General features: G+C 62.8%; 19 protein-coding genes and 1 pseudogene. 7 read left to right on the top strand and 13 right to left on the bottom strand.

Annotation, left to right across the window (positions count from 1 at the left end):
• Positions 1–10: 10 nt before the first annotated feature.
• Together JOD47_RS16520 and JOD47_RS16515 are read left to right on the top strand one after the other, a co-directional pair.
• Positions 11–1,252 carry an MFS transporter gene (locus JOD47_RS16520; RefSeq protein ID WP_204535989.1) on the top strand — a complete coding sequence of 414 codons (1,242 nt, stop codon included), beginning with the start codon at positions 11–13 and terminating at the stop codon, positions 1,250–1,252.
• Positions 1,253–1,261: 9 nt separating this feature from the next.
• A complete protein-coding gene (locus JOD47_RS16515; protein ID WP_204535987.1) occupies positions 1,262–1,891 on the top strand; it encodes a peptide deformylase in 630 nt (209 codons plus the stop codon).
• 27 nt (positions 1,892–1,918) lie between these two features.
• Here the strand turns inward: JOD47_RS16515 and JOD47_RS16510 are convergent, their stop codons facing one another.
• Positions 1,919–3,934 (bottom strand): S9 family peptidase, encoded by a 2,016-nt coding sequence (locus JOD47_RS16510; RefSeq protein WP_204535985.1) that lies wholly within the window; start codon positions 3,932–3,934, stop codon positions 1,919–1,921.
• A gap of 66 nt (positions 3,935–4,000) precedes the next feature.
• On the opposite strand from JOD47_RS16510, the pseudogene JOD47_RS17920 reads away from it, so the two are divergent.
• The 5 genes and pseudogenes from JOD47_RS17920 to JOD47_RS16490 form a co-directional block, all read left to right on the top strand.
• A pseudogene (locus JOD47_RS17920) lies at positions 4,001–4,159 on the top strand (hypothetical protein); the annotation flags it as partial.
• A gap of 51 nt (positions 4,160–4,210) precedes the next feature.
• Positions 4,211–4,879 (top strand): methyltransferase domain-containing protein, encoded by a 669-nt coding sequence (locus tag JOD47_RS16505; protein WP_239548145.1) that lies wholly within the window; start codon positions 4,211–4,213, stop codon positions 4,877–4,879.
• A gap of 115 nt (positions 4,880–4,994) precedes the next feature.
• Positions 4,995–5,474 (top strand): NfeD family protein, encoded by a 480-nt coding sequence (locus JOD47_RS16500; protein ID WP_204535981.1) that lies wholly within the window; start codon positions 4,995–4,997, stop codon positions 5,472–5,474.
• Positions 5,475–5,510: 36 nt separating this feature from the next.
• Complete coding sequence (locus JOD47_RS16495) at positions 5,511–6,458, top strand: SPFH domain-containing protein (RefSeq protein WP_204535979.1); 948 nt, start codon at positions 5,511–5,513, stop codon at positions 6,456–6,458.
• Between the two features lie 235 nt (positions 6,459–6,693).
• The gene (locus tag JOD47_RS16490; RefSeq protein WP_204535977.1) at positions 6,694–7,041 is read left to right on the top strand and encodes an RNA polymerase-binding protein RbpA; all 348 of its coding nucleotides are present in this window, start codon (positions 6,694–6,696) and stop codon (positions 7,039–7,041) included.
• A gap of 110 nt (positions 7,042–7,151) precedes the next feature.
• On the opposite strand, the gene JOD47_RS16485 is transcribed toward JOD47_RS16490, so the two are convergent.
• The 12 genes from JOD47_RS16485 to JOD47_RS16430 form a co-directional block, all read right to left on the bottom strand.
• A complete protein-coding gene (locus tag JOD47_RS16485) occupies positions 7,152–7,886 on the bottom strand; it encodes a polyprenol monophosphomannose synthase (RefSeq protein ID WP_204535975.1) in 735 nt (244 codons plus the stop codon).
• Between the two features lie 429 nt (positions 7,887–8,315).
• Positions 8,316–9,944 (bottom strand): amidohydrolase, encoded by a 1,629-nt coding sequence (locus JOD47_RS16480; RefSeq protein ID WP_307836357.1) that lies wholly within the window; start codon positions 9,942–9,944, stop codon positions 8,316–8,318.
• Positions 9,945–9,978: 34 nt separating this feature from the next.
• Positions 9,979–12,798, bottom strand: coding sequence for a DEAD/DEAH box helicase (locus JOD47_RS16475; protein WP_204535972.1), 2,820 nt, complete (start codon positions 12,796–12,798; stop codon positions 9,979–9,981).
• Between the two features lie 52 nt (positions 12,799–12,850).
• A complete protein-coding gene (gene tatC, locus JOD47_RS16470) occupies positions 12,851–13,636 on the bottom strand; it encodes a twin-arginine translocase subunit TatC (RefSeq protein ID WP_239548144.1) in 786 nt (261 codons plus the stop codon).
• A gap of 47 nt (positions 13,637–13,683) precedes the next feature.
• Positions 13,684–13,974 (bottom strand): Sec-independent protein translocase subunit TatA, encoded by a 291-nt coding sequence (gene tatA / locus JOD47_RS16465; RefSeq protein WP_204535968.1) that lies wholly within the window; start codon positions 13,972–13,974, stop codon positions 13,684–13,686.
• Between the two features lie 384 nt (positions 13,975–14,358).
• A complete protein-coding gene (locus JOD47_RS16460) occupies positions 14,359–16,338 on the bottom strand; it encodes a helix-turn-helix transcriptional regulator (RefSeq protein WP_204535966.1) in 1,980 nt (659 codons plus the stop codon).
• A 91-nt stretch (positions 16,339–16,429) separates the two neighbouring features.
• Positions 16,430–16,822, bottom strand: coding sequence for an FKBP-type peptidyl-prolyl cis-trans isomerase (locus JOD47_RS16455; RefSeq protein WP_204535964.1), 393 nt, complete (start codon positions 16,820–16,822; stop codon positions 16,430–16,432).
• Positions 16,823–16,833: 11 nt separating this feature from the next.
• Positions 16,834–17,790, bottom strand: a complete 957-nt coding sequence (locus JOD47_RS17835) for an FKBP-type peptidyl-prolyl cis-trans isomerase (protein ID WP_204535961.1) — start codon at positions 17,788–17,790, stop codon at positions 16,834–16,836.
• 129 nt (positions 17,791–17,919) lie between these two features.
• Positions 17,920–19,281 carry a Pup--protein ligase gene (gene pafA, locus JOD47_RS16445; protein ID WP_204535959.1) on the bottom strand — a complete coding sequence of 454 codons (1,362 nt, stop codon included), beginning with the start codon at positions 19,279–19,281 and terminating at the stop codon, positions 17,920–17,922.
• Positions 19,281–20,012, bottom strand: coding sequence for a proteasome subunit alpha (prcA, locus tag JOD47_RS16440; RefSeq protein WP_204535957.1), 732 nt, complete (start codon positions 20,010–20,012; stop codon positions 19,281–19,283). Before prcA ends, pafA begins: the two co-directional genes overlap by 1 nt.
• Positions 20,013–20,014: 2 nt before the next feature.
• Positions 20,015–20,833: a proteasome subunit beta gene (gene prcB, locus JOD47_RS16435; protein ID WP_372432852.1), complete on the bottom strand. Its 819-nt coding sequence runs from the start codon at positions 20,831–20,833 to the stop codon at positions 20,015–20,017.
• Positions 20,834–20,839: 6 nt separating this feature from the next.
• Entirely contained in the window at positions 20,840–21,049 is a 210-nt protein-coding gene (locus JOD47_RS16430) for a ubiquitin-like protein Pup (RefSeq protein WP_204535953.1), read from the bottom strand.
• Positions 21,050–21,087 lie beyond the last annotated feature (38 nt).

The raw sequence follows: 21,087 nt of genomic DNA, 5'->3' as shown, positions 1-21,087 counted from the left end.
AGTTGACATAATGTCGATTATCGGCACTTTACGGGAGGGGTCGGGAAGCGGCAGGCCTGGCGTCTCGCGGCGCAACGTGCTGACGGTTCTGTGCCTGACGGAAATCACCAGTTGGGGTGTTCTCTTCTACGCCTTCCCGGTTCTTGCCGGTGAGATCAGTTCGACCACCGGTTGGACGCTGCCTGTTGTCAACGGCGCGTTCTCGACCGGACTGGTCTGTTCGGCGCTCACCGGACTGGCTGTCGGTCGGATTCTGGACCGCAGCGGGCCCCGGGCCGTGATGACAGCAGGGTCTGTCCTTGCCGGACCCTCGCTGTGCCTGGTCGCTCTGGCCGGTAGCCTACCGATGTTCTTCGCAGGCTGGGTGGCAACAGGAGTAGCCATGGGCATGGTGCTCTACCCGCCGGCGTTCGCCGCTGTGACGCGCTGGTGGAGCATTGGCCGCACCCGCGCGCTGACTATTCTCACCATTGTCGGCGGGCTGGCCAGTACCGTCTTTGCACCCCTGACAGCCTTCATTTCGACCGGTGTCGGTTGGCGCTCAACCTATCTGATCCTTGCGCTCGTACTTCTCGTCGTGACCGTTCCGGCACACTTTTTCGGGCTTCGCCGGCCATGGGAGCCACACCGGGCCGAGGCCTGCGGGGTAAAGCTCACGCACCGTCCGCCCAGTGATATCGCCAGGAGCGTGCCGTTTCTGGCACTCGTGGCGGCTGTCAGCCTGGCCGCCCTGGCGTCCTTCGCCGCCGTCGTCAATCTGGTTCCGCTGCTGACCGAGCGCGGGATCGACACCACGCTGGCCGCCACGGCACTGGGAATCGGCGGCGTCGGCCAGGTTCTCGGCCGCTTGGGCTACAGCCTCTTCGAACGGCTTCCGCTCCGCCTCCGGACCGCGCTGGTGCTCTTGGCAACAACGCTGACGACGGCGCTGCTCGGCCTTACAGAGACTCTCACCGCTGCACTACTGATCGCCCTCGCGGCCGGCGTGGCACGCGGAATCTTCACCCTCTTGCACGCAACCGCGGTTCCAGATCGCTGGGGGTCGGCACACTACGGCCGGCTGACGGCGCTCGTCGCCTCACCCATCACCCTGGCGACGGCGCTGGGCCCCTGGGCAGGCGCAGCTCTCGCCGCGCTGTTCGGAAGCTACTCGCGCGCGTTTCTCGTGCTCGCGGCTATCAACGCCCTCGCCATCCTGCTGGCGTTCTACAGCGTGCCGCGGGAGGTCACCCGCGCCGACCGGCGAACCTAGGATGGGATGATGAATCTCTCCACTCGCGAGAATATCCGGGCACTGGTACGCCACGTCGTCGAACAGGAACAGCCACCGATCGTCCAGCTGGGCGACCCGGTGCTGCGCAACCCCGCCGTGCCCTTCGACGGTCAGCTCGACGATTCTGAGCTGACCGGGCTTCTCGCCGTCATGCGCAGGGCCATGCATGACGCACCGGGGGTCGGGCTGGCTGCACCGCAACTGGGAATACCGCTGCGCCTGGCGGTCATCGAGGACATCATTCCCCAGCCCGACGGGATTGCCGAGCTCTGCGAGCGGCCGCCGCTTCCCTACTTCGCAGTGATCAACCCGGCATACACACCGATCGGCCGGGACACGTCGTCGTTCTTTGAAGGCTGCCTGTCGTTCAGCGGCTGGCAGGCCGTGGTTGAGCGGCATCGCACGGTACAGCTCGAATACCAGACTCCCGAAGGTATGCATGTCACCCGGCAGTTCACCGGATGGTCTGCCCGCATCGTCCAGCACGAAACCGATCACTTGAACGGCGCCATCTACATCGACAAGGCCAACACGCGATCGCTTGTCAGCAGTGCGGCTTACAGTGAGCACTGGGCGCAGCCCGGAATCGAACTGGCCCAGCGCTCACTCAACTTCTAGGTACTTGCACCGCACGTACGCCCTGGGTCAAGCCGGCTGGTTCTTCTTGCTCGGCAACTTGTCAGCCCACCACCGCAGGATGTGCTCGAACCGCTGCCGCCGGTGCCAGGGAGTGCCGGTCCGCGACAGCTCGTGCGTCTCCCCCGGAAAAATCAGCATTTCAGTTTCCACGCCGTGACGCTTCAATGCGGTGTAGTAACGCTGTGCCTGCTCAAGCGGACACCGCAGATCCTCCTCCGAGTGAATGACGAAAGTGGGAGTGCGGACCTTGTCGACGTGCGCATACGGGCTCTGCGCGCGCACCTTCTCGGGGTCCGCGCCGGTGTAGGCCTCGGAAAAGAACCAGCCGATGTCCGACGAGCCGATGAAGGATTCAGGATCGAGGAAGCCCCGTTCAACGATGGCGCCCTGGAAACGGTGGTCGTTCGCGATCAGCCAGGCTGTCAGGTAACCGCCATAGGAGCCGCCCATGACACCCAGCCGATCGCCGTCGAGCTGGTCATACTTCTCCACGGCGCCCTCAAGGAACGCGAGGACATCCTGCATGTCCACGGTGCCCATGGCCTCCTTGATCACGCGGCCATGCTCCTGGCCGTACCCTGCTGCGCCACGGGGATTGCACATGAGAACTGCGTACCCGGCCTCCAGGAACACCTGCGCCTCGTCGAAGTAGCCCCACCCGTATTGCGCATACGGGCCGCCGTGGATGTTGAGGAGGACAGGATGCGGGCCCTCTCCCTCGGGCACCAGGACCCACCCGTGCACGGGATAGCCGTCCGGCGCGCTGAACGTCTCCTCCTGCGGTTCGATGACGGTTGTCCCGGTGCGCAGAGCAGCCGAGAAGTCGGTCATCCGCGTCAACGACTGGCCGTCGATCCGCGCGAGCTCCCCCATGGTGCCCGGTCCCGTGTAGGCGACGACGACGATGCCGCCAACGCTTGCGGCGCCAGTCACGATGTATTCACCGTCCGCCAGGGTCTGCATAGCACCCTGGGAATCGACGCGGCGCAGATCTCCGGTGCCCCGGCTGCGGTTGAAGACAAGGACGCTGTCCGCTCCGGCAGGTACGACCTCGCCTACTTCCCCAAGGTCGAGAATTTCGGGGTCGGTCAGCACGCGCACCCGAGCCGGGTCGTCGGCCGGCGCAACGTACAGTGCCGCGTTTCGCGCGACGAAGTCGACGCCGCTTGGTGACAGCGAACTGCCCAGGTAGAAGAGCCACTGGCCATCCTCGCTGTGCACCGGGCTACCGCAGCTGATGAGTTCGTCGGTTAAGTTACTCAGGCGCTGCCGGTCGGTGCCGTCCAGGGCAATGGAATAGATGTCCGAGCGCAGGTTCGTCGCTGAATCCGGCTCCAGGGCTGCGCTGAACAGGATCCGCGAGCCGTCAGCGGAAAATGTCGGCGCAGAGTGGTCAGCATCGGCATCGGTGAGCTGTCTGGGCTCCGCGAACGCCGACGGTGTGTCCTCCTGCCCGGAGTGTGCCGCCCGCCCGACAGGCGTCACGAAAGGCTCCTCCCCCAGCGACGGAACGTCCAGGAGGAACAACTGGGACCGCTTATCCGCGATGTAGCCGGCACCGTTCATCTGGTACTTGAAGCCGGTGATGAGGCGCGGATCCTCCTGTCCGCCCGATACGCCGTCCACTGTGCCGTAGCGGCCGTCTTCGGGCACACGAGCGGAGAACACCAGTTGCCGGGAGTCGGGTGACCATTCAAACCCGGATACGCCGAGCGGCCGATCCGTCAGCTGCTGCGGCTCCCCTCCCCTGCTGTCCGCAAGATATACCTGGGGCTTACCGTCCTGGTTTGTCCGCAGGAAGGCAAGCGCAGCGCCGTCGGGTGAGTATGTGGGTGAGGTATCCCGGAAGCCACGGGTGAGGCGGCGGGGTGCACCCTCGCCCAGCGGCACCTCCCATAGCTGACCGACGTAAGCGTCGGCGTCGTAGTCCGGCCGGGTTACGGAGACTACGCAGCGTTCGGCGTCCGGGTGGAGCGAGGGTGCGCTTACTGAATTGAGCAGATCAAGTGTGTTTGGTTTCACAGTCCGAGACTATGCCTTTGAGCCGCTGCCGCTCAAAGTGGGAATGGGTCCACTTACGATGGTGGGGTGCCGACTCACCCGGAATCCGTCCTCCTCTGCCCGGTCTGTCGGGATCCGCTGACGGTACGTTCTGCCGTTCCAACAGGGAGATCAAGGGACCACGGCACTCCGCGCGTCCTCTGCTGCGCGCGGGGACACCGCTTCGACGCGGCACGACAGGGTTACTTCAATCTGTTGACCGGGCGGGGAACCGGGTTCAGACCGGATACCGCAGCGATGGTGCAGGCACGTATCGATTTCCTTGAGAAAGGCCACTTCGAGCCGCTCGCGAACGCGGTGATAGCTACCGCACAGAGATTCAGCGGAAAGCAGCCCCTGGTCCTGGATGTCGGAGCGGGCACCGGGTACTACCTCAATGCGCTTCAGGAACAGGTGTCCGTCTCTGCAGCGGTGGCGCTCGACATATCGAAGTATGCATTGAGGCGGTCAGCCAGACTGCTGCCGGATGCGCTGTGCCTCGTGTGCGATGTCTGGCGACCACTGCCGGTGGCTGGAGAGAGCGTGGACCTGCTTCTTAACATCTTCGCTCCGCGGAACGTACCTGAGTTCGCGCGGGTTTGCCGGGACGAAGGGGTTGCGCTGGTGGTCACTCCGCTGCCGCACCATCTTCGGGAAATTGCGGAACCTGCGGGACTCCTCGACATCCGACCAGGGAAGGACATCGAGGTTGCCGCCTCCATGGCCGACTTCTTTGACGTGGTTGACAACGTGAGAGTCGAATTCACGATGGCCCTCTCCCCCGTGGATGTCAGCAATGTAGCGACCATGGGCCCGGCGGGCCACCACAACCTGCCCGGTGATGTCGATCCCCTTCCGCACTCTGCGGACACTACTGCGGCATTCAGCGTTCAGGTCTTCCGCCGGCGCCCACGCACGAGAGATTAGCGGGTCGGGATATTCCGCGAGGGCTATATTTCGTTGCGGGTGTTTGGCATGATGGTAGGAGGCACATGCGGGCGAATTGCGGTGTTGGCAGTGCCGCCACTGAGGGGAAGACGTGATGCTTGACTGGCTGGTACAGAACACCTGGATACTTTGGCTCGTACTTGTGCTCGGTCTGGCCGCCGTCGAGACGCTGACGCTTGACCTGTTCTTTCTCATGCTTGCAACGGGTGCCCTTGCCGGACTGGTGGGAGCCCTGGCCGGAGCCACCTTCTTCATCCAGGTTGTCGTCTTCTGCGTAGTCTCACTTCTGATGGTGCTGCTCGTTCGGCCAGTGGCCCTCAGGCACCTCAAACGCGGCTCGGCCGAGCAGCTCAGCAATATCGACCGACTGATCGGTGAGCAGGCACTCGCTTTGGAACCGGTGACTTCAGTGACTGGAACCGTCAAGATCGGTGGTGACACCTGGACCGCGCGCACCGCCGACGGCTCATCGCTGCCCGCCGGGAGCCGCGCCACTGTCTCTCGGATCGATGGGGCAACCGCCGTCGTCGTCGGCACACAGCAGGCCGAAAGCGGGCCGATCATCCCGTCGTGAGACGGGTCCTGCACCATTCACACAACAAGGGGAACCATGTTCACAGATTCAGGCGCAATCGGACTCACCATTGTTCTGATTGTTCTGATCGTTTTCGTTCTGATCATCCTGGTGAAATCCGTGAGGATCATTCCGCAGGCTCGCGCCGGCGTAGTTGAACGACTCGGAAAGTACCAGCGAACACTCCTGCCGGGACTGACAATCCTGATTCCGTTTGTCGATCGGCTGCTGCCGCTTCTCGACCTACGCGAACAGGTTGTCTCGTTTCCTCCGCAACCTGTGATTACCGAAGACAACCTGGTGGTGTCCATCGATACGGTTGTCTACTTCCAGGTGACGGACGCCCGCGCGGCGACCTATGAGATTGCCAATTACATCCAGGCTGTCGAACAGCTGACCACCACCACGCTTCGAAACGTCGTCGGCGGGCTGAATCTTGAAGAAGCGCTGACCTCTCGGGACCAGATCAATGGCCAACTCCGTGGAGTCCTTGATGACGCCACCGGACGGTGGGGTATCCGGGTCTCACGGGTAGAGCTCAAGGCGATTGATCCCCCGCACTCCATCCAGGACTCGATGGAGAAGCAGATGCGTGCAGAACGCGATCGTCGTGCTGCCATCCTCACTGCCGAAGGAACCAAGCAGTCCCAGATCCTCACCGCGGAGGGTCAACGGCAGGCCGCGATCCTCGCAGCCGAAGGTGATGCAAAGGCTGCCATTTTGAGGGCCGACGGTGAGTCGCAAGCCATTCAGAAAGTCTTCGACGCCATCCACAAGGGGAATCCGACCCAGAAGCTACTCGCTTACCAATACCTGCAGACACTCCCAAAGCTCGCTCAGGGCAATTCAAACAAGCTGTGGATCATCCCAAGCGAAGTAGGGGAAGCGCTCAAGGGTATAGGTAACGTGTTGGGAGCACAGGATCGCGGGGATACGGACGATTCCGGCTATCCCGTACCGGCTGAGGACAACTCGCGCCCCTGACGTCCTCCATGGAGGTCACCTTGTCAGCTTTACCCCGCTGCTCGAATTGGGCTATCCCACAAGCTTCGGTAGAGTGGGGTGTTTGCCGGATAAGCGCACCGTCGGGAACAGACGACGGTTGAGTGACGTTACACCTATGTGACGCGGCGTTGACGTCGTTGTGCTGTACGCCCAAAGGGAGTGCGGCAGAGGCATCTGGGAGTCCAGGATGCCATACGTAGTTTAGGGAGAAAAGATGAGCGACCGTAGCCTGCGGGGTATGCGCCTTGGCGCCCAGAGCATGGAGACTGAGTCCGGCGTGGAGCCGGCGCCCCGCCAGCGTGTTGAGTACCGTTGCGAGGACGGCGAACGCGTCTTTGTGACCTTCGCCGCTGAAGCGGAGATTCCTCCGGTGTGGGTTTCCAAGACCGGCAAGGAAGCGCTGCTGGTGGATGGGGAGCGTCCGGACACCTCCGGAGACAAACACGTCCGTACCCACTGGGACATGCTCCTGGAGCGCCGTTCCATGGCGGAGTTGGAGCAAATCCTTGAGGATCGCCTTACGATCCTCCGGGAGCGCCGCGGAGAGCGCCGCTCCGCCTGATTCATTCACGAGAGCCCGGGAACTTCGGATGAGTTCCCGGGCTCTTCGTTGTCGAACGTGTACTCCTGTCGTGCCGCGCGCCGAGTGCTCAGCCACCGGCCAGTGGCTGATTACCTGTCGGCTGGTCGCCCGGTTAGAGCCGACCACCGCGCTGCCAGACCCCATCGGGTGACGTTTGCAATGGCTTCGAAAACGATATTGCCGCTCATCTTGGAATCGCCATACTCACGCTCCACGAAGGTGATCGGTACCTCGACGATGCGGAGCCCGCTCTTGGCTACGCGGAACGTCATGTCGACCTGAAACCCGTAGCCAACAGAATCCACGGTGGCCAGATCGACGCTTTCGAGGGTCTCCCTGCGAAAAGCCCGATAACCGGCTGTGATGTCGCGGACCGTGAGACCCAGCATCGTCCGTGAATACAGGCTGCCTGCACGGGACAGCAGCTTGCGGTGGAACGGCCAGTTGACCACTGACCCTCCCGGAACCCAGCGGGACCCGATGACCAGGTGAGCGTTTGAGACGGCATCAAGCAGCGCTGGAAGTTGTTCCGGTTGATGTGACCCGTCAGCGTCCATTTCAACGAGGACGTCGTAGCCCCGCTCGAGCGCCCAGCGAAAACCGGCGATGTAGGCAGCCCCCAAACCCTCCTTGCCGTGCCGATGCAACACATGCACTGCGGGATCCTTGCCAGCGATCCTGTCCGCTACCGAGCCCGTGCCGTCTGGACTGTTGTCATCCACCACCAGGACATCCGAGTGCGGGACTGCCGCCCGAAGCCGGTCAAGTGTCAGCGGAAGGGACTGGCGCTCGTTGAAGGTGGGGATGATGGTGACAACGCGCACTCATGAACCTTTCGATGGGCGGGTGCGCTGGGCGCAGCAGCCGAAGAATCCGGACAGGCTTCCCAGTATAGGCAGATGCAATGAAGGCATTATGAACATGGTTACGGGTAGGCTCGCACGCCTTCGGGCCAGCAGTGACCAATCGATCGGCGCTGTTTTCTACTGACGTGCAAACCTACCCGTTGTGATTACCAAGCCTTTCACCGCACGAAAGTCCGCACCATTCACGTCTCTCGTCCCCTTCGGCGTCGCGGTATGCGGTGGCTCGGTCAGGTCTGTCCGGAATGCCGGATTTCAACCCGTAGATCTAAAAGCTTACGGCCTGTGGAGGACGTGTCAACAGCGCTTTGACCTGCTGTTTTATGCGTTTCTGCAGGTCAGCGTACCGGCCGGCAGCCGAGACTGTTTAGCTTTCCTCAAAGCCGGCGTTCATCGGGTGGCAAGCACGCCGCGGGTGTAAAGCTGTTTGCCGTGGTGCACGGTCTCAAGGCAACGCGGCTCGTTTCCGGTGTCCAGTGCGGGAAGCAGAGGTGTGCCTGCCCTCGGGTCGGTGCTCCACGACTGTACTCTGCTGTCCGGCGTCTGGACCATGAGTTCATCCACCTCCCACACCGCGTACGACGCCGGAGACCCGGGAACCAGTTGACCCAGCAATGGGTTGCCGGCACCCACTGCTCGCCATCCCGCACGGGTATGTGCAATGAATGCTGCGCGCGCAGAGACTCGTTCCTCCGGGCTGGCGTGCGTCATGCATGCCCGGACAGACTGCCACGGGGACATTCTGGTCACGGGTGAATCGGATCCCAGGCACACCGGCACGCCCTGATTCAAGAGGCTGCCCACCCGATTCATCGGCATATAGCGGTCATGGCCGAGGCGCTGTTCGTACAGGCCTCCCGGAGCTCCCCATAGCGCGTCGAAACCGGATTGGGCGCTGACGATCGCGCCGAAGTGGACCAGGCTGCGGATGGACTCGTCATCGGCCATCTCGACGTGTTCCAGGCGGTGCCTTGCAGCTCGCACCTTCTCGATTCCGTGAATTGCCGCGGCCTTTTCGAGCCCAGCGATTACCGTATCGAGTCCCTCGTCACCGATCACGTGGAAGCCGGCCTGCCTGCCCGCCGCCGTTGCCGCGCCGAGGTGGGAAGCGACGTCGTCGGCGTGCATGAAGGCGGTTCCACTGGAGTGTGGCGCATCAGCGTAAGGAACGCGCATGCGCGCTGTATGGGAGCCGATCGAACCGTCGACGTTGAGATCGCCGCCCAGCCCCAGTATCCGGCCGCCGAAACCATCGAGAACTGAGCGAAGCTCCTCCTCGGAGGTCACTGCCTGCCCCCAGTAGGCAAGAACTTCTGGATGCGGTCCTTCGAGCGAGAGCAGCGAAAGAACGTCCTCCCGCGGCGCAATGTGCGGTGCAGCCATTTCGACGACTGCGATGATTCCGTCCGCGGCCGCATGGTCCAGCGCGGTCCGCTGCAGTGTCGCCCGCTCAGCCGCACCGGGACTGCGGACGGCGGTCCGCGCGGCGAGGTGCGCCTCGCGGATGACGAACCCGTTGTCCCACCCAGCATGGGTGTGGAGGGCAAGCCGTTGTGCCAGGGACGCTGATACGACGGCGGAATGAACGTCAGCCCGGACAAGGTAGACGTCCCTGCCGCCGGTGGCGTTGTCGAGTTCTGCCGCTGTAGGCGGGCGTCGCTCGGACCACCGCGATTCGTCCCAGCCGTTCCCCATGATTGTTCCGGGGATACTTGCGGCAGCCTTGGCCACCAGTTCCAGCAGTTCGCCGAGGCTGTCGACCTCCGTAAGGTCAAGGGACGTGAGCGCTAGTCCGGTCTCGGTGGTGTGGAAGTGTGAATCGACGAAGCCGGGGGCTATGAGCGCTCCCTGGAGGTCAATCACCTCCATGCTGCTGTCCGCCAGCGACGCCGCCGCATGCTCAGACCCGACCCAGGCCACGGTGTCGCCCGTGACCAGCATCGCGGTTGCGAACGGATCGGCTGCACTATAGACGGAACCGTTGCGGTAAAGAACGGGCTTTCGATCATGTGGGGACACAGGCGTGCAACTTTCGGTGAGGTAAGCCGGCAGGCTATTCGGTAACGGCGGAGTAGGCGACGACGCCACGGCGGATGAGGTCGATCGAACTGATGCACAGGCGGCGGAAGCCAGGCGGAAGGTCCGGCACCTTTGCCAACTGATCGATGAGGTCGATGATCTGCTTTGCCCATCGTACGAAGTCCCCCGCAGCGAGATCGGTACCCTGCAGGGCGCTTTGGAGCCCCTTGCCGCGAGCCCACTTGTAGATGGGCCAGACCAGGCCGAAGTCGGGTTCGCTGGTGACCGAGAGGCGGTACTGCTCCTCCATGTCCGTCAGGCGTGACCACTGGCGGATAACGACGTCGATGGACGTTTCAAGAGACACTGACGGCATCCGTGGACGAAGGCCGCGCTCCTCCCGTTTGGCCTGGTAGACCAGCGCCGACGCAAACGCAGCGAGCTCCGCCGCATCGAGGTCGTCGAATGCGCCGTGTTCAAGCGACAGCGCGATCAGCAGATCCTTCTCGCCATAGATGCGGCGCAGCTTCTGGCCTGCCGGTGTGATGGCCAGACCCTGCTCAGCGTCTTCCTGCAGGTAGCCGTACTGAAGCAGGACTTCGGAAACCCTGTCAAACGTTTTCGCAATGGTGTTTGTGCGGCCCTGGATCTGTTGAGCCAGGCGATCGGTTTCCCGGCGCAGCTTCCACCATCGTTCTGCCCATCGGGCGTGGTTCTCGCGGTCGCTGCAGCCGTGGCAGGGATGCGCCCTGAGCCGGCGGCGGAGCTCAGCGATTGCCTTTTCCTGGCGTTCGGTACCGGTGCCGGGAAACTCGACCGGTGCCCGGGTGGTGGGCGGGCGCCTGTCGTTCAGGGAGTTCCTGAGAGAGGCGGCCAGATCCCGTCGGTCCTTCGGCTTTCGCGCGTCGAACTGTTTGGGGACCCGGACCCGCGAGAGGATGGCTACCGGCCCGTCGAGGTCCTGTACCGACAGCCGGCGAACGTGTTTTTCCATCGTGAGGACGGTGGGGCGGGGATCCCGCGTGGGGTCAGCAGAGAGTACGACGGCATAGCCGGCGATCCGACCGGCAGGAATATCGACAACATCGCCGGGGCGGAGTGCCTCAAGTGAGGCGGCAGCGGCGCTGCGCCGGTTCCGGGTGCCCGCCTTCGACGCGGCTGCCTCGAGATCGGACAATTCACGGCGGATCGACGAGTACTCGGAGAAGTCGCCGAGATGGCACGTCATCGCCTCCTCATAGCCCTTGAGGGATTCCTCGCGCGTGCGGACCTGACGGGCAAGGCCCACTACCGAGCGGTCAGCCTGGAACTGGGCGAACGACGTCTCAAGAATCTCCCGCGTCCGGTACTGTCCGAACTGCGAGACGAGGTTGATGCTCATGTTGTAGGTGGGCCGGAAGCTGGAGTTCAGCGGGTAAGTCCGGCGCGAGGCCAGACCAGCGACCGCCCCGGGATCCGTTCCCGATTGCCAGAGCACGACGGCGTGGCCCTCGACGTCGATCCCGCGCCGGCCCGCGCGGCCCGTGAGCTGCGTGTACTCCCCCGCCGTGATGTTTACGTGGGCCTCGCCATTGAACTTGTCAAGCTTCTCAAGCACCACGGACCGGGCCGGCATATTCACGCCAAGCGCCAGGGTTTCGGTGGCGAAAACGGCTTTGACCAGTCCCTCTTCGAAGAGCTTCTCCACGACCTCTTTGAAGGTAGTCAGCATTCCCGCATGATGTGCGGCGAATCCGCGGATCAATCCTTCGCGCCAGGACCAGAACCCGAGTATCTCCAGGTCTTCCTCGGGGATGTCGAGGGTTGCTTCATCGACGCGGTGGCTGATGATGCCGCGCTCGTACTCCGTGGTGAGCCACAATCCGGCGTCGAGACATTGTGTGACAGCCGCCTCGCAGCCGTTGCGCGAGAAGATAAAGGTGATGGCGGGCAGAAGGCCTTCCCTGTCAAGGGCGGCGATCACCTGAGGGCGGCTTGCCCGTCGTATCGCGGTCTGCGGCTGCTGGTAGCGGTTCGGGCCGCCGCGTCCGCGTTTGCCCCCTCCTGCCCCCCAGCGCGCCCTTTGATTCAATCGGGTTTCGGTGGTGGCCAGGTCCAGCAGCTCCGGGTTCACTGCGAACTTTTCTTCCGCACCGCTGGAGGAGCCCCCGGCCGCCGCCTCGTCGAAGGCGACCTCCCCGGCAAAGAGGTCGAGCAGGTCATGACCGACCATCACGTGCTGCCAGAGTGGTACGGGCCGGTGCTCGGAGACCACCACATCGGTGTCTCCCCGCACGGTATCCAACCAGGAACCGAATTCTTCGGCGTTGGACACCGTTGCGCTCAGGGAAACAACCTTGACTTCGGTTGGCAGGTGGATGATCACCTCTTCCCAGACCGCGCCACGGAACCGGTCAGCCAGGTAGTGCACTTCATCCATGACGACATAGCCGAGACCTGCCAGGGTGTCCGAGTCCGCATACAGCATGTTGCGGAGCACCTCGGTGGTCATGACGACGACGGGTGCTTCAGAGTTGATGCTCGTGTCGCCGGTGAGGAGGCCGACACGGTCGGCGCCGTGGACGGCCGCTAGCTCTGCGTATTTCTGATTGCTGAGCGCCTTGATGGGGGTGGTATAGAACGCCTTCAGGTTGTCCTTCAGCGCCATGTAGATGGCGAATTCCCCGACTACTGTCTTTCCTGCCCCCGTGGGCGCGGCCACGAGCACTCCCCGGCCCGCTTCGAGCGACATGCACGAATCACGCTGGAACTCGTCGAGTTCAAAACCCAGGGTCTGTTCGAACTGGTGAAGCCGGCTCTTCTCGTACCGGTTGCGTGCCTGCGCTGCCTGATACTGCTCGGCTGGGGAGGTCATGGATCAACCCTAGACTCTTCAGCGGTGCGGCTTCTGCACCCTGAGCCTGGGCTCAGAGTGCGTCGATCCCCGATGCGGTGTCAGCGTTCGCTTCAATATCTGCATCCCTCGCAGCGTTTCGCTTGTCGCGGCGTTTGTCATTGATCAGGCAGAGTGCAATTGCCACAAAGAACAGCAGCAGCAGTGGCACGGCAAGATAGAACATGCTCATGGCATCGCCTCCCGGTGCCGCCATCGCCGCGAAGAGGCAGATCAGGAATACGGTGACGCGCCATGACTTCAACACCTGCTTTCCTTTGATGACCCCGACAAGGTTGAGCCCGAAAAGCACCACAGGCAGGAGGAAGGCAATACCGAAGGCGAGCATCAGGCGCAGGAGGAAGGTTATGTACACAGGAACCGAAATGAGGTTTGCGAAACCCTCCGGCGTGAAGTCTGTCAGCACCCGCACGGCGCCGGGCAGGATCAGCCAGGCCAGGTAAAGGCCGCCGATGAACAGCGGGACGGCAACAGCGATGAAGCCGAGCGCAATGCGTCGTTCCTTTACCCGCAGTCCCGGAGTGATGAAGGCCCATAACTGGTAGAGCCAGACCGGGCTGGCAATAACGAGACCGAGGAAGACCGAGATCTGAATCATCAGGTCAAAAGGGGACCCGACGCCGTCGAAGTTCAGCGCCGCATTTCGTCCGTCAATCTCATTGATGTTCCGTACGGGCTCGGCCATCGCTTCGAGCACCGGGTTGTAGATGAAGAATCCGACGACGGTGCCCACTACGAGGGCGATGGCCGACTTGAAGAGCCGGTTGCGCGCCTCGATCAGATGTTCCTTGAGCGCCATCCTCCCCTCGGGGTTCGATTTGCGCCCTTTTACCCGTTGCATCCTGCTCAGTTGGTTGAGGACGTGCTGCCCGGTCCCGAGGGGCGGGTGGAACCGTGCTGGGGATCATTGGTCCGCTGTGCATCATCACGACGCGGCTGATCCACCACTCGCCCTTCGACCGGGGCGGAATCGTCAGGGTCAGTGGAACCGTTTTCTTCCTTCATCTGCCGGACTTCCGACTTGAAGATACGAAGCGACTGGCCGACGCTGCGCGCAAGACCCGGAAGTTTGGGCGCGCCAAACAGCAGGATCGCAAGAGCGATGATGATAAGGATGTGCCAACCCTGGATCTGCATGACGAATGTCCTCTCGGTGAGTCTAGGTTCAAGTCTAGGTCATAGGTGCGGTAAGTCACGCAGGAGCTGAGGCCGCCCGTGCAGTGAGCGCCGCCGCACTCTTCGCTCCAACCGCTGCCACCTACGCGTTCTGGAGGCAACGGCATTCCGAGCTCGGACCTCGGACGGATCCTTGAAGATGGCGAGCTGCACCGGGCGTACCTCAGCCGCCGGCTCCGATGCGTCAAAATCAGGTGCCAACAGCTCCGAAGCTCTCCCTGCCTCCTCCATGAGCGCGGTGAAACCACGAAAGATACGCCAGGCGAGGAAACCCAGAAAGAGAAGCGCCAGGGCGGTAAGCGCAAGCCACAAGAGAATCCACGTCCACCATTCCATGGGCCAAGTCTAGTTGCCGGTGCGCGGTGCGTAGACGGCCAGGGCTGCTTCGACGAAGCGCAGAGCGCTCTCCCGCTCGGTTTCCGGCTCCGCCACGCTGCATTCGCCACCGAGACTCGCCACCAGTCCGGGGAGCCAGGCGGAGGTGCTGACCATGATTTCCGCGGCGACCCTGCCGTCAGCGGTCGTGGCAGTTCGTTCGGCAGCATAGGACTCGACGATCCACTGCGCGCCCGGTGTCAGAACGAGCACAACGGCGCTGTGCGCGCCTGTTGGATCGAAAATGGCGGACGGCGTCTCCGCTTTGGCGGTGGCCGGCAGGTCGGTCAATTCGACCTGCTGCACCCGGTCAAGACGGAAGTTGCGCCGGCCGCCCGCGCTGTGACACCAGGCATCGAGATACCAGGCATCCTGGTGAAGGAATGCGCCGAGCGGCTCGACGAACCTCTCGGTCACCTCGTCGCGGGCAGGTACGACGTAGCGGAGGTGCAGCTGTCTCTGCTGCTCGATTCCGGCACGCACCGTGGCAAGGACGGGAGCTACTTCGTCTTCCGTGATCCTGGTGGCGATTGAGTCATTCATCCGCCCTGCGTCCCCTGCACCGGCGCGGAGCTTCTCCCGTGCCGAGCGGACCGCCGAGTCGTCAGGCAGGCCCGGGAGGTTGATCAGGGCGTCCAGCCCCACCAGCAACGCGCAGACTTCATCCAGCCCGAAGCGGATCGGATCGCCGAGGAACTGCGGGTCGCTGATGTGGATCCGGTCGTCTTCCAGCTGGATGTCGATCAGGCCGTCCGGATAAAAACGCGGGCCGCTGACGAAGATCAACTCGACATCCGTGATCAACTGAGCGGGAGAGATACCGAAGTCGCGGGCGGCTACGGCCACCTCCACCCCGGGGTGGTTAAGGAGATAGGGCACCAGGTCGAGCAACCGCAACAGTCGGTCCTCGGTTGAGCTGGTCGGCCTTCCGGAAGCTGGCTTCGCTGCCTTCCCGTCGAAAGAGTACGACGGCGGCGCGTCCCGCAGCGCCCGCGCCGCACCGTCCAGCCGGCGTCGTACTTCCGCTACGAGCGGTTCAGGGGAAAGCGCCTCTGCGTTCGACCCGAAGGAAGCGATCTCGCGCGCCGCCGCTCCTTCGTCGGCGTAGCTGAACTCAAGAGTGTCCCATCCCCCGCTTCTCGGTGTGGAGTTGGCACCGGGCCGCGTGCGGAGAAGGTGGCAGGTGCCCGTCCGGACGGCGACGGTCGCCCGTCGACCAAGGGCTTCCGCATTGAGTGTTGCGAGGGAAGCTGACATGGAGAAGTGGGGTGGAACACTGTAGATCGCGGTCTGCGTGGCGGGCGGCGTCGTCATGCGGCTGAGTCGGAACCAGCGCTCTGCCTTGCGGTCGAGATCGAAGCCGACTAGGTACCAGTGCCCAAACCGGCTTCCCATTCCCCACGGCTGCACCCTGCGCTCCCGTTCCTCCCCGGTGCTTGCCGCCCGGTACCCGAAGCGAACCGCTCGACGCGCGGAAGTGGCTTGCCAGAGCTCGTCCCAGAACGGTTCGTTTGTTTGGATACGGGCATCGATCGGAGGCGGCGGGGACAACTCCGCGCCTACTCCCCTGCCCTGCAACTTTCGTAGCGCGCGTGATGCCGCCGAACCCAGCGAAGCTTCCTTCCACATCCCTGCCGCGATGGTGAGAGCCGCCGATTCCGCAGCTGTGAAGCTCATCCCCGGGAGGCGATATTCGTCGGCATTGATCCGGTAACGGGTGGACGCATTGTCATTGTCGAACAAAGGGTCTTCCGTGAATGACTCAAGCGGGATCCCCTGTTCGCGCAGCGTTGCTTTGTCCCGGTCGAAGAGCTTCTCCCGTGCGGCAGCGGTGGGTGCCTGTTCGTACTGTTCGATCTCACGGAACAGTTCCTCCTTGGTCCATCCCTGGCGGGTGGACAGGAGCAGCATCACCAGGGTGAGCAGGCGTTCCGTTCGTTTCGCTGACACGGTGGCAAGGATACCTTCCCGGAGAGCTCCAACGATGAAGGGCGGGCAGCCACACCCGTTGGTGTTGCTACCCGCCCGATTTATCGGTCCGTTACCGGACGCCCATCAAATCCACGACGAAGATCAGTGACTCTCCCGGTGCGATGGCGGAGCCTGCACCGCTATCGCCGTACGCCAGATGCGGCGGGATCTCCAGCCGGCGCCGGCCGCCGACCTTCATACCCGCAATACCCTGATCCCATCCCTGGATGACCTGACCCACACCGATGCGGAAATCCAACGGCGCGCCGCGGTTCCACGACGAGTCGAATTCCTCTCCGGTGGAGAATGCCACGCCGACATAGTGGGCGGAGACGGTATCCCCCACCTGGGCTTCGCGGCCTGTCCCTTCGATCAGATCCTTGATGACGAGCTCCGCCGGAAGATCGCCGGGGAAATCGACCTCTGGCTTGGTGCGGTCATATTCGCGCTGTCCGAAAGACATAAGAACTCCTCTTACTCTGCGGGTACTTTTTCAACGACTTCGACATAGAAGGCAAGCGGTCCGGCCGGTCCCTGCGTAGCCTCGTCACCGTAAGCCATGACGGAGGGGATCACCAGGAGAACTTTTGCACCTTCCTTGAGACCGGACAGGCCTTGGGTCCATCCGGGAATAACCCCGCTGAGTGGGAACTCGGACGGCTCGCCGCGCTCAAAGCTGGAATCGAACTGTTCGCCCTGCCATGACCAACCGGTGTAGTTCGCAGCGATGGTGTCGGCCTCGGTGATTTCCTCGCCGGTACCTTCCTCGATGACTTTGACCACGAGGTCTGCCGGGGCTTCGTTGTCCGGGAATTCGATCGACGGAACGCCCTCGTCATCAAGCGTTACGGTAGGGAGCTGGCCGGCCTCTTCGAGGTCCGCTACTTCTTCGGAGGAAAGCTTCTTCGGCGGTGCGGGGGGCGTCTCAGCGCTGATGACCTTGAGAACGAGCAACTGATTCGGCGTCGCAGTCTCTTGTCCTTCGGGTATTTCGAGAGGCGCGGTGTAAGCGATCTGCGACCCGACCTTCGTCCCGACGAGCACTTCATAGAGCTCCGGGTCTACTTCTTTCAGCTGATCGGTGAGCTGCAGGGACTGCGGCTCACCGGCCTCGTACGAATTCTGAAGGACGCTACCGTCGTCGGCGTTCAGAAAGACCAGATGGAACTGCAGGTTCTGCCCGGCCTCAATGACCTCGCCGTCGCCTTCGGTGACAGCCCGGACTGCTGTGTCGGTGATATCAAGCGGGGCATCGAACTCCACTTCAGGTGCGGTGTCCGGTCCGGCGTCCGTGACCTCAACGGATTCGAGGATTTCGGACGCACCAGCCGACTTGCCGCTCTCTTGTTCGAAGTCCGCGGGAGTGCTGGCTCCGCCGCATGCCGTCAGGAACAGCAGCGCGGGCAGCAGGAATGCTAATACTTTGCGCACGGTATTTCTTTCACGTGGGATGGAGAACGCGGGTTCGCGATCCTGCCGGCAGTCCTTGAGACACCGGACCTAACTAGCCTAACGGGTTGGGCCGCGAACTTTCTCCCGTCCGGGCGAGTGCGGGGAGGCCTAGAGGTGCTCGAGAAGAGCGCTCACGCGCTCATCTTCAGCGGCGAACGGGTCCTTGCACAGGATGGTTTGTTGCGCTCGGTCGTTGAGTTTCAGGTGCACCCAGTCGACGGTGAAGTCGCGGTTGGCTTCCTTTGCCCTGCGCACGAACTCGCCCCGCAGCCGGGCTCGGGTGGTCTGTGGCGGGATATCCACGGCGGCCTTGATGTCGACGTCATCTAATACCCGCGCTGTTTCCCCGCGCGCCTGCAACATGAAGAAAAGGCCCCGCGACCGGGAGATGTCGTGGTAAGTGAGATCGAGCTGTGCGATCCGTGCGGCGTCAAGGTCGAGATTGTTTCGTTCCATGTAGCGGTCGACGAGCTTCTTCTTGATTGCCCAGTCAATTTCGCGATCCACCAGCGTGTGGTCGCCGGTCTCAACAGCGTCGAGGGTGCGTTCCCATAGTTCCAGTACTCGGGGAAGGTGCGGAGTGTGGGCGCCTTCGGCGGCGACGAAGGCGCGTGCCCGGCTGAGATACTCGCGCTGGATGTCCAGCGCTGATACACGACGTCCGTTGGCAAGCTTCAACGGTTGCTTGCCGGTGAGGTCGTGGGAAATTTCACGGATGCTCCGGATGGGATTCTCCAACCGGAAGTCCCGCATGATGACGCCCGCTTCAATCATGCGCAGGATCAGATCGACGGACGCGATTTTCAGCAGTGTGGTCGTTTCTGACATGTTCGAGTCCCCGGCGATGACATGCAGCCGCCGGTAGTACTCGGCGTCGGCATGCGGCTCGTCGCGGGTGTTGATGATCGGCCTGGAGCGGGTGGTTGCTGAGGACACACCTTCCCAGATGTGATCGGCGCGCTGTGAGAAGGCGTAAAGGGATCCGGACTGCGTCTTCAGGACTTTGCCCGCTCCGACCAGGAGCTGACGGGTCACAAGGAACGGGATCAGGATGTCGGACAGACGGGAGAATTCCAGCTTGCGCGGGATGAGGTAGTTCTCATGTGAACCGTAGGAGTTGCCCGCGGAATCGGTGTTGTTCTTGAAGAGATAGACCCGGCCGTCGTAACCCTCCTGGGCGAGCTTGCGCTGGGCCTCGGCAATCAGGTCTTCAAGGATGAGTTCGCCGGCACGATCATGCGCTATCAACTGCGCGACGTCGTCGCACTCAGCGGTTGCGTATTCAGGGTGCGAGCCCACGTCCAGATAGAGCCGTGATCCATTGGTCAGGAAGACGTTCGAGGACCGGCCCCAGCTGACCACCTTGCGGAAGAGATAGCGAGCCACCTCCTCCGGCGAGAGCGGCCGCGAGTTGGGACCGGAGTAGGCAATCCCGAATTCCGTCTCGATTCCATAGATTCGACGGTCCATTACAGCGCCGCCCCATCGGGGGTCAGCATGACATCCAGCTCCTGGTTACTGACGCGGCGGAATGCACGAACGGTGCCGCGCGTGGTCAGCGGGCTACGGTCCAGAACCGCGACTTCAAGGGTTTGGGATCCGAGGTGTGCCCTGGGCTCGGAGTTTGGCCCGCCATCATAGCGCAGGGAGTCGACTGCTGCACGGATGCCTTCACCGAAATCCTGGTCAGCGTTCCAGCGGCCCTTGAGGGCTTCGACGACGGCGTCCGCCTGACCTCCCATCACAATAAAGCCGGTCTCATCGGCGATGGAGCCGTCGAAGGTCAATCGATAGATGTGGTCCTGGGTCATGGATGCCCCAACCTCCGCCACAGCAAGCTCCACCTCGAACGGCTTGCTTTCAGCGGTGAATACCGCACCGAGACTCTGGGCGTAGACGCTCGCAAGGCCTCGAGCGGTGACGTCCTCGCGATCATACGAGTACCCGCGCACGTCCGCATACCGGACGCCGGCCTGGCGAAGGCTTTCAAACTCGTTGTACTTGCCCACGGCAGCGAAAGCTATGCGGTCGTAGATCTCACCAAGCTTGTGCAGCGAGGGTGAGGGATTCTCGGCGACCAGGGCGATGCCTTCCCTGCAACTGAGAACGACGACGGACCGGCCGCGCGCAATTCCCTTCCGCGCGAAATCGGCTCGGTCCTTCATGAGTTGTTCGGGAGAAACGTAGAACTGCTGAGTCATTGTCAAGCCTCCCGCCCTGAGACCGAGCGCGACGCGATGATCTCCTCGGCGGCTTCCGCCAGGGTCCGTTCGGGGATCCGCCGCGCTCCTGCCCCGTTGACCGTGTAGACCACGGGCCAGAGCTGCCGCACGACGTCGGGACCGCCGGTCGCGGAGTCATCGTCTGCAGCGTCATACAGGGATTCCACAGCCACCTTCACGGCCTCGTCTTCTCCGAGGTTTGGCTTCCACAGCTTCTTCAGTGCACCGCGGGCGAAAACGGAACCGGAGCCAACTGAGTGGTGCTCCTGTTCTTCGTAGCGGCCGCCAGTGACATCGAAGGAGAAAAGGCGTCCGATTCGGCGGGTGGTGTCGAAACCGGCGAAAAGCGGAACGACGGCCAGGCCCTGGAGGGCCAGCGGCAGGTTTGCCCTGATCATGGCGGCAAGGCGGTTCGCCTTGCCGTCGAGGCTCATTCGTGTGCCCTCGATCTTCTCGTAGTGCTCCAGTTCAACCTGGAACAGTCGCGTGATATCGAGTGCGATTCCAGCGCTTCCGGCAATCCCGAGGACCGAGAACATGTCCGCCGGAAAAACCTTCTCGATGTGGCGGCTGGCAATGATGTTTCCCATCGTTGCGCGCCGGTCACCGGCCATCAGCACGCCGCCTGCATAGGTCAGCGACACGATGGTCGTGGCGTGCGGTGCTAGATCAGCGCCGCCGGCGGCATGGTTTCCTGCATTGCGGGCAGAGGGAAGCGCGGCTGGATTCTGTGCGGCTATGTAGTCGGAGAAAGAGGTGGATGCGGCCCGGCCTATGGTTGCGGCCGCGTCTTCCGGCAGCATGCGCTACTGTCCGCCCTTCTGCACGAATCCCCGGACGAACTCTTCCGCGTTTGATTCCAGTACGCCATCAATTTCATCGAGAAGATCATCCACGCCTTCGGTCTGGCTGCTGTCCTGCGACTGGCCGGCGCCAGGCGCCGGCGCGGGGTCGACGGTGGCCTCGTCCTGCTCCTCGGGGCGCGATCCGGTGTTCCGCTGGTCCTGTGTTGCCATGATGAGAGCCCTTCTCTTCGGCCTGTTGTCGGCTACTT

Source organism: Arthrobacter tumbae (assembly GCF_016907495.1).
Classification (GTDB): domain Bacteria; phylum Actinomycetota; class Actinomycetes; order Actinomycetales; family Micrococcaceae; genus Arthrobacter_D; species Arthrobacter_D tumbae.
This window is presented reverse-complemented; position numbering and strand designations above follow the sequence as displayed.

Coding starts and splice junctions, on each gene's coding strand:
- JOD47_RS16520 (WP_204535989.1), top strand. CDS start 11: ATGTCGATTATCGGCACTTTACGGGAGGGGTCGGGAAGCGGCAGGCCT.
- JOD47_RS16515 (WP_204535987.1), top strand. CDS start 1,262: ATGAATCTCTCCACTCGCGAGAATATCCGGGCACTGGTACGCCACGTC.
- JOD47_RS16505 (WP_239548145.1), top strand. CDS start 4,211: ATGGTGCAGGCACGTATCGATTTCCTTGAGAAAGGCCACTTCGAGCCG.
- JOD47_RS16500 (WP_204535981.1), top strand. CDS start 4,995: ATGCTTGACTGGCTGGTACAGAACACCTGGATACTTTGGCTCGTACTT.
- JOD47_RS16495 (WP_204535979.1), top strand. CDS start 5,511: ATGTTCACAGATTCAGGCGCAATCGGACTCACCATTGTTCTGATTGTT.
- JOD47_RS16490 (WP_204535977.1), top strand. CDS start 6,694: ATGAGCGACCGTAGCCTGCGGGGTATGCGCCTTGGCGCCCAGAGCATG.
- JOD47_RS16475 (WP_204535972.1), bottom strand. CDS start 12,798: ATGACCTCCCCAGCCGAGCAGTATCAGGCAGCGCAGGCACGCAACCGG.
- tatC (WP_239548144.1), bottom strand. CDS start 13,636: ATGGCGCTCAAGGAACATCTGATCGAGGCGCGCAACCGGCTCTTCAAG.
- tatA (WP_204535968.1), bottom strand. CDS start 13,974: ATGCAGATCCAGGGTTGGCACATCCTTATCATCATCGCTCTTGCGATC.
- JOD47_RS16455 (WP_204535964.1), bottom strand. CDS start 16,822: ATGTCTTTCGGACAGCGCGAATATGACCGCACCAAGCCAGAGGTCGAT.
- pafA (WP_204535959.1), bottom strand. CDS start 19,281: ATGGACCGTCGAATCTATGGAATCGAGACGGAATTCGGGATTGCCTAC.
- prcA (WP_204535957.1), bottom strand. CDS start 20,012: ATGACTCAGCAGTTCTACGTTTCTCCCGAACAACTCATGAAGGACCGA.
- JOD47_RS16430 (WP_204535953.1), bottom strand. CDS start 21,049: ATGGCAACACAGGACCAGCGGAACACCGGATCGCGCCCCGAGGAGCAG.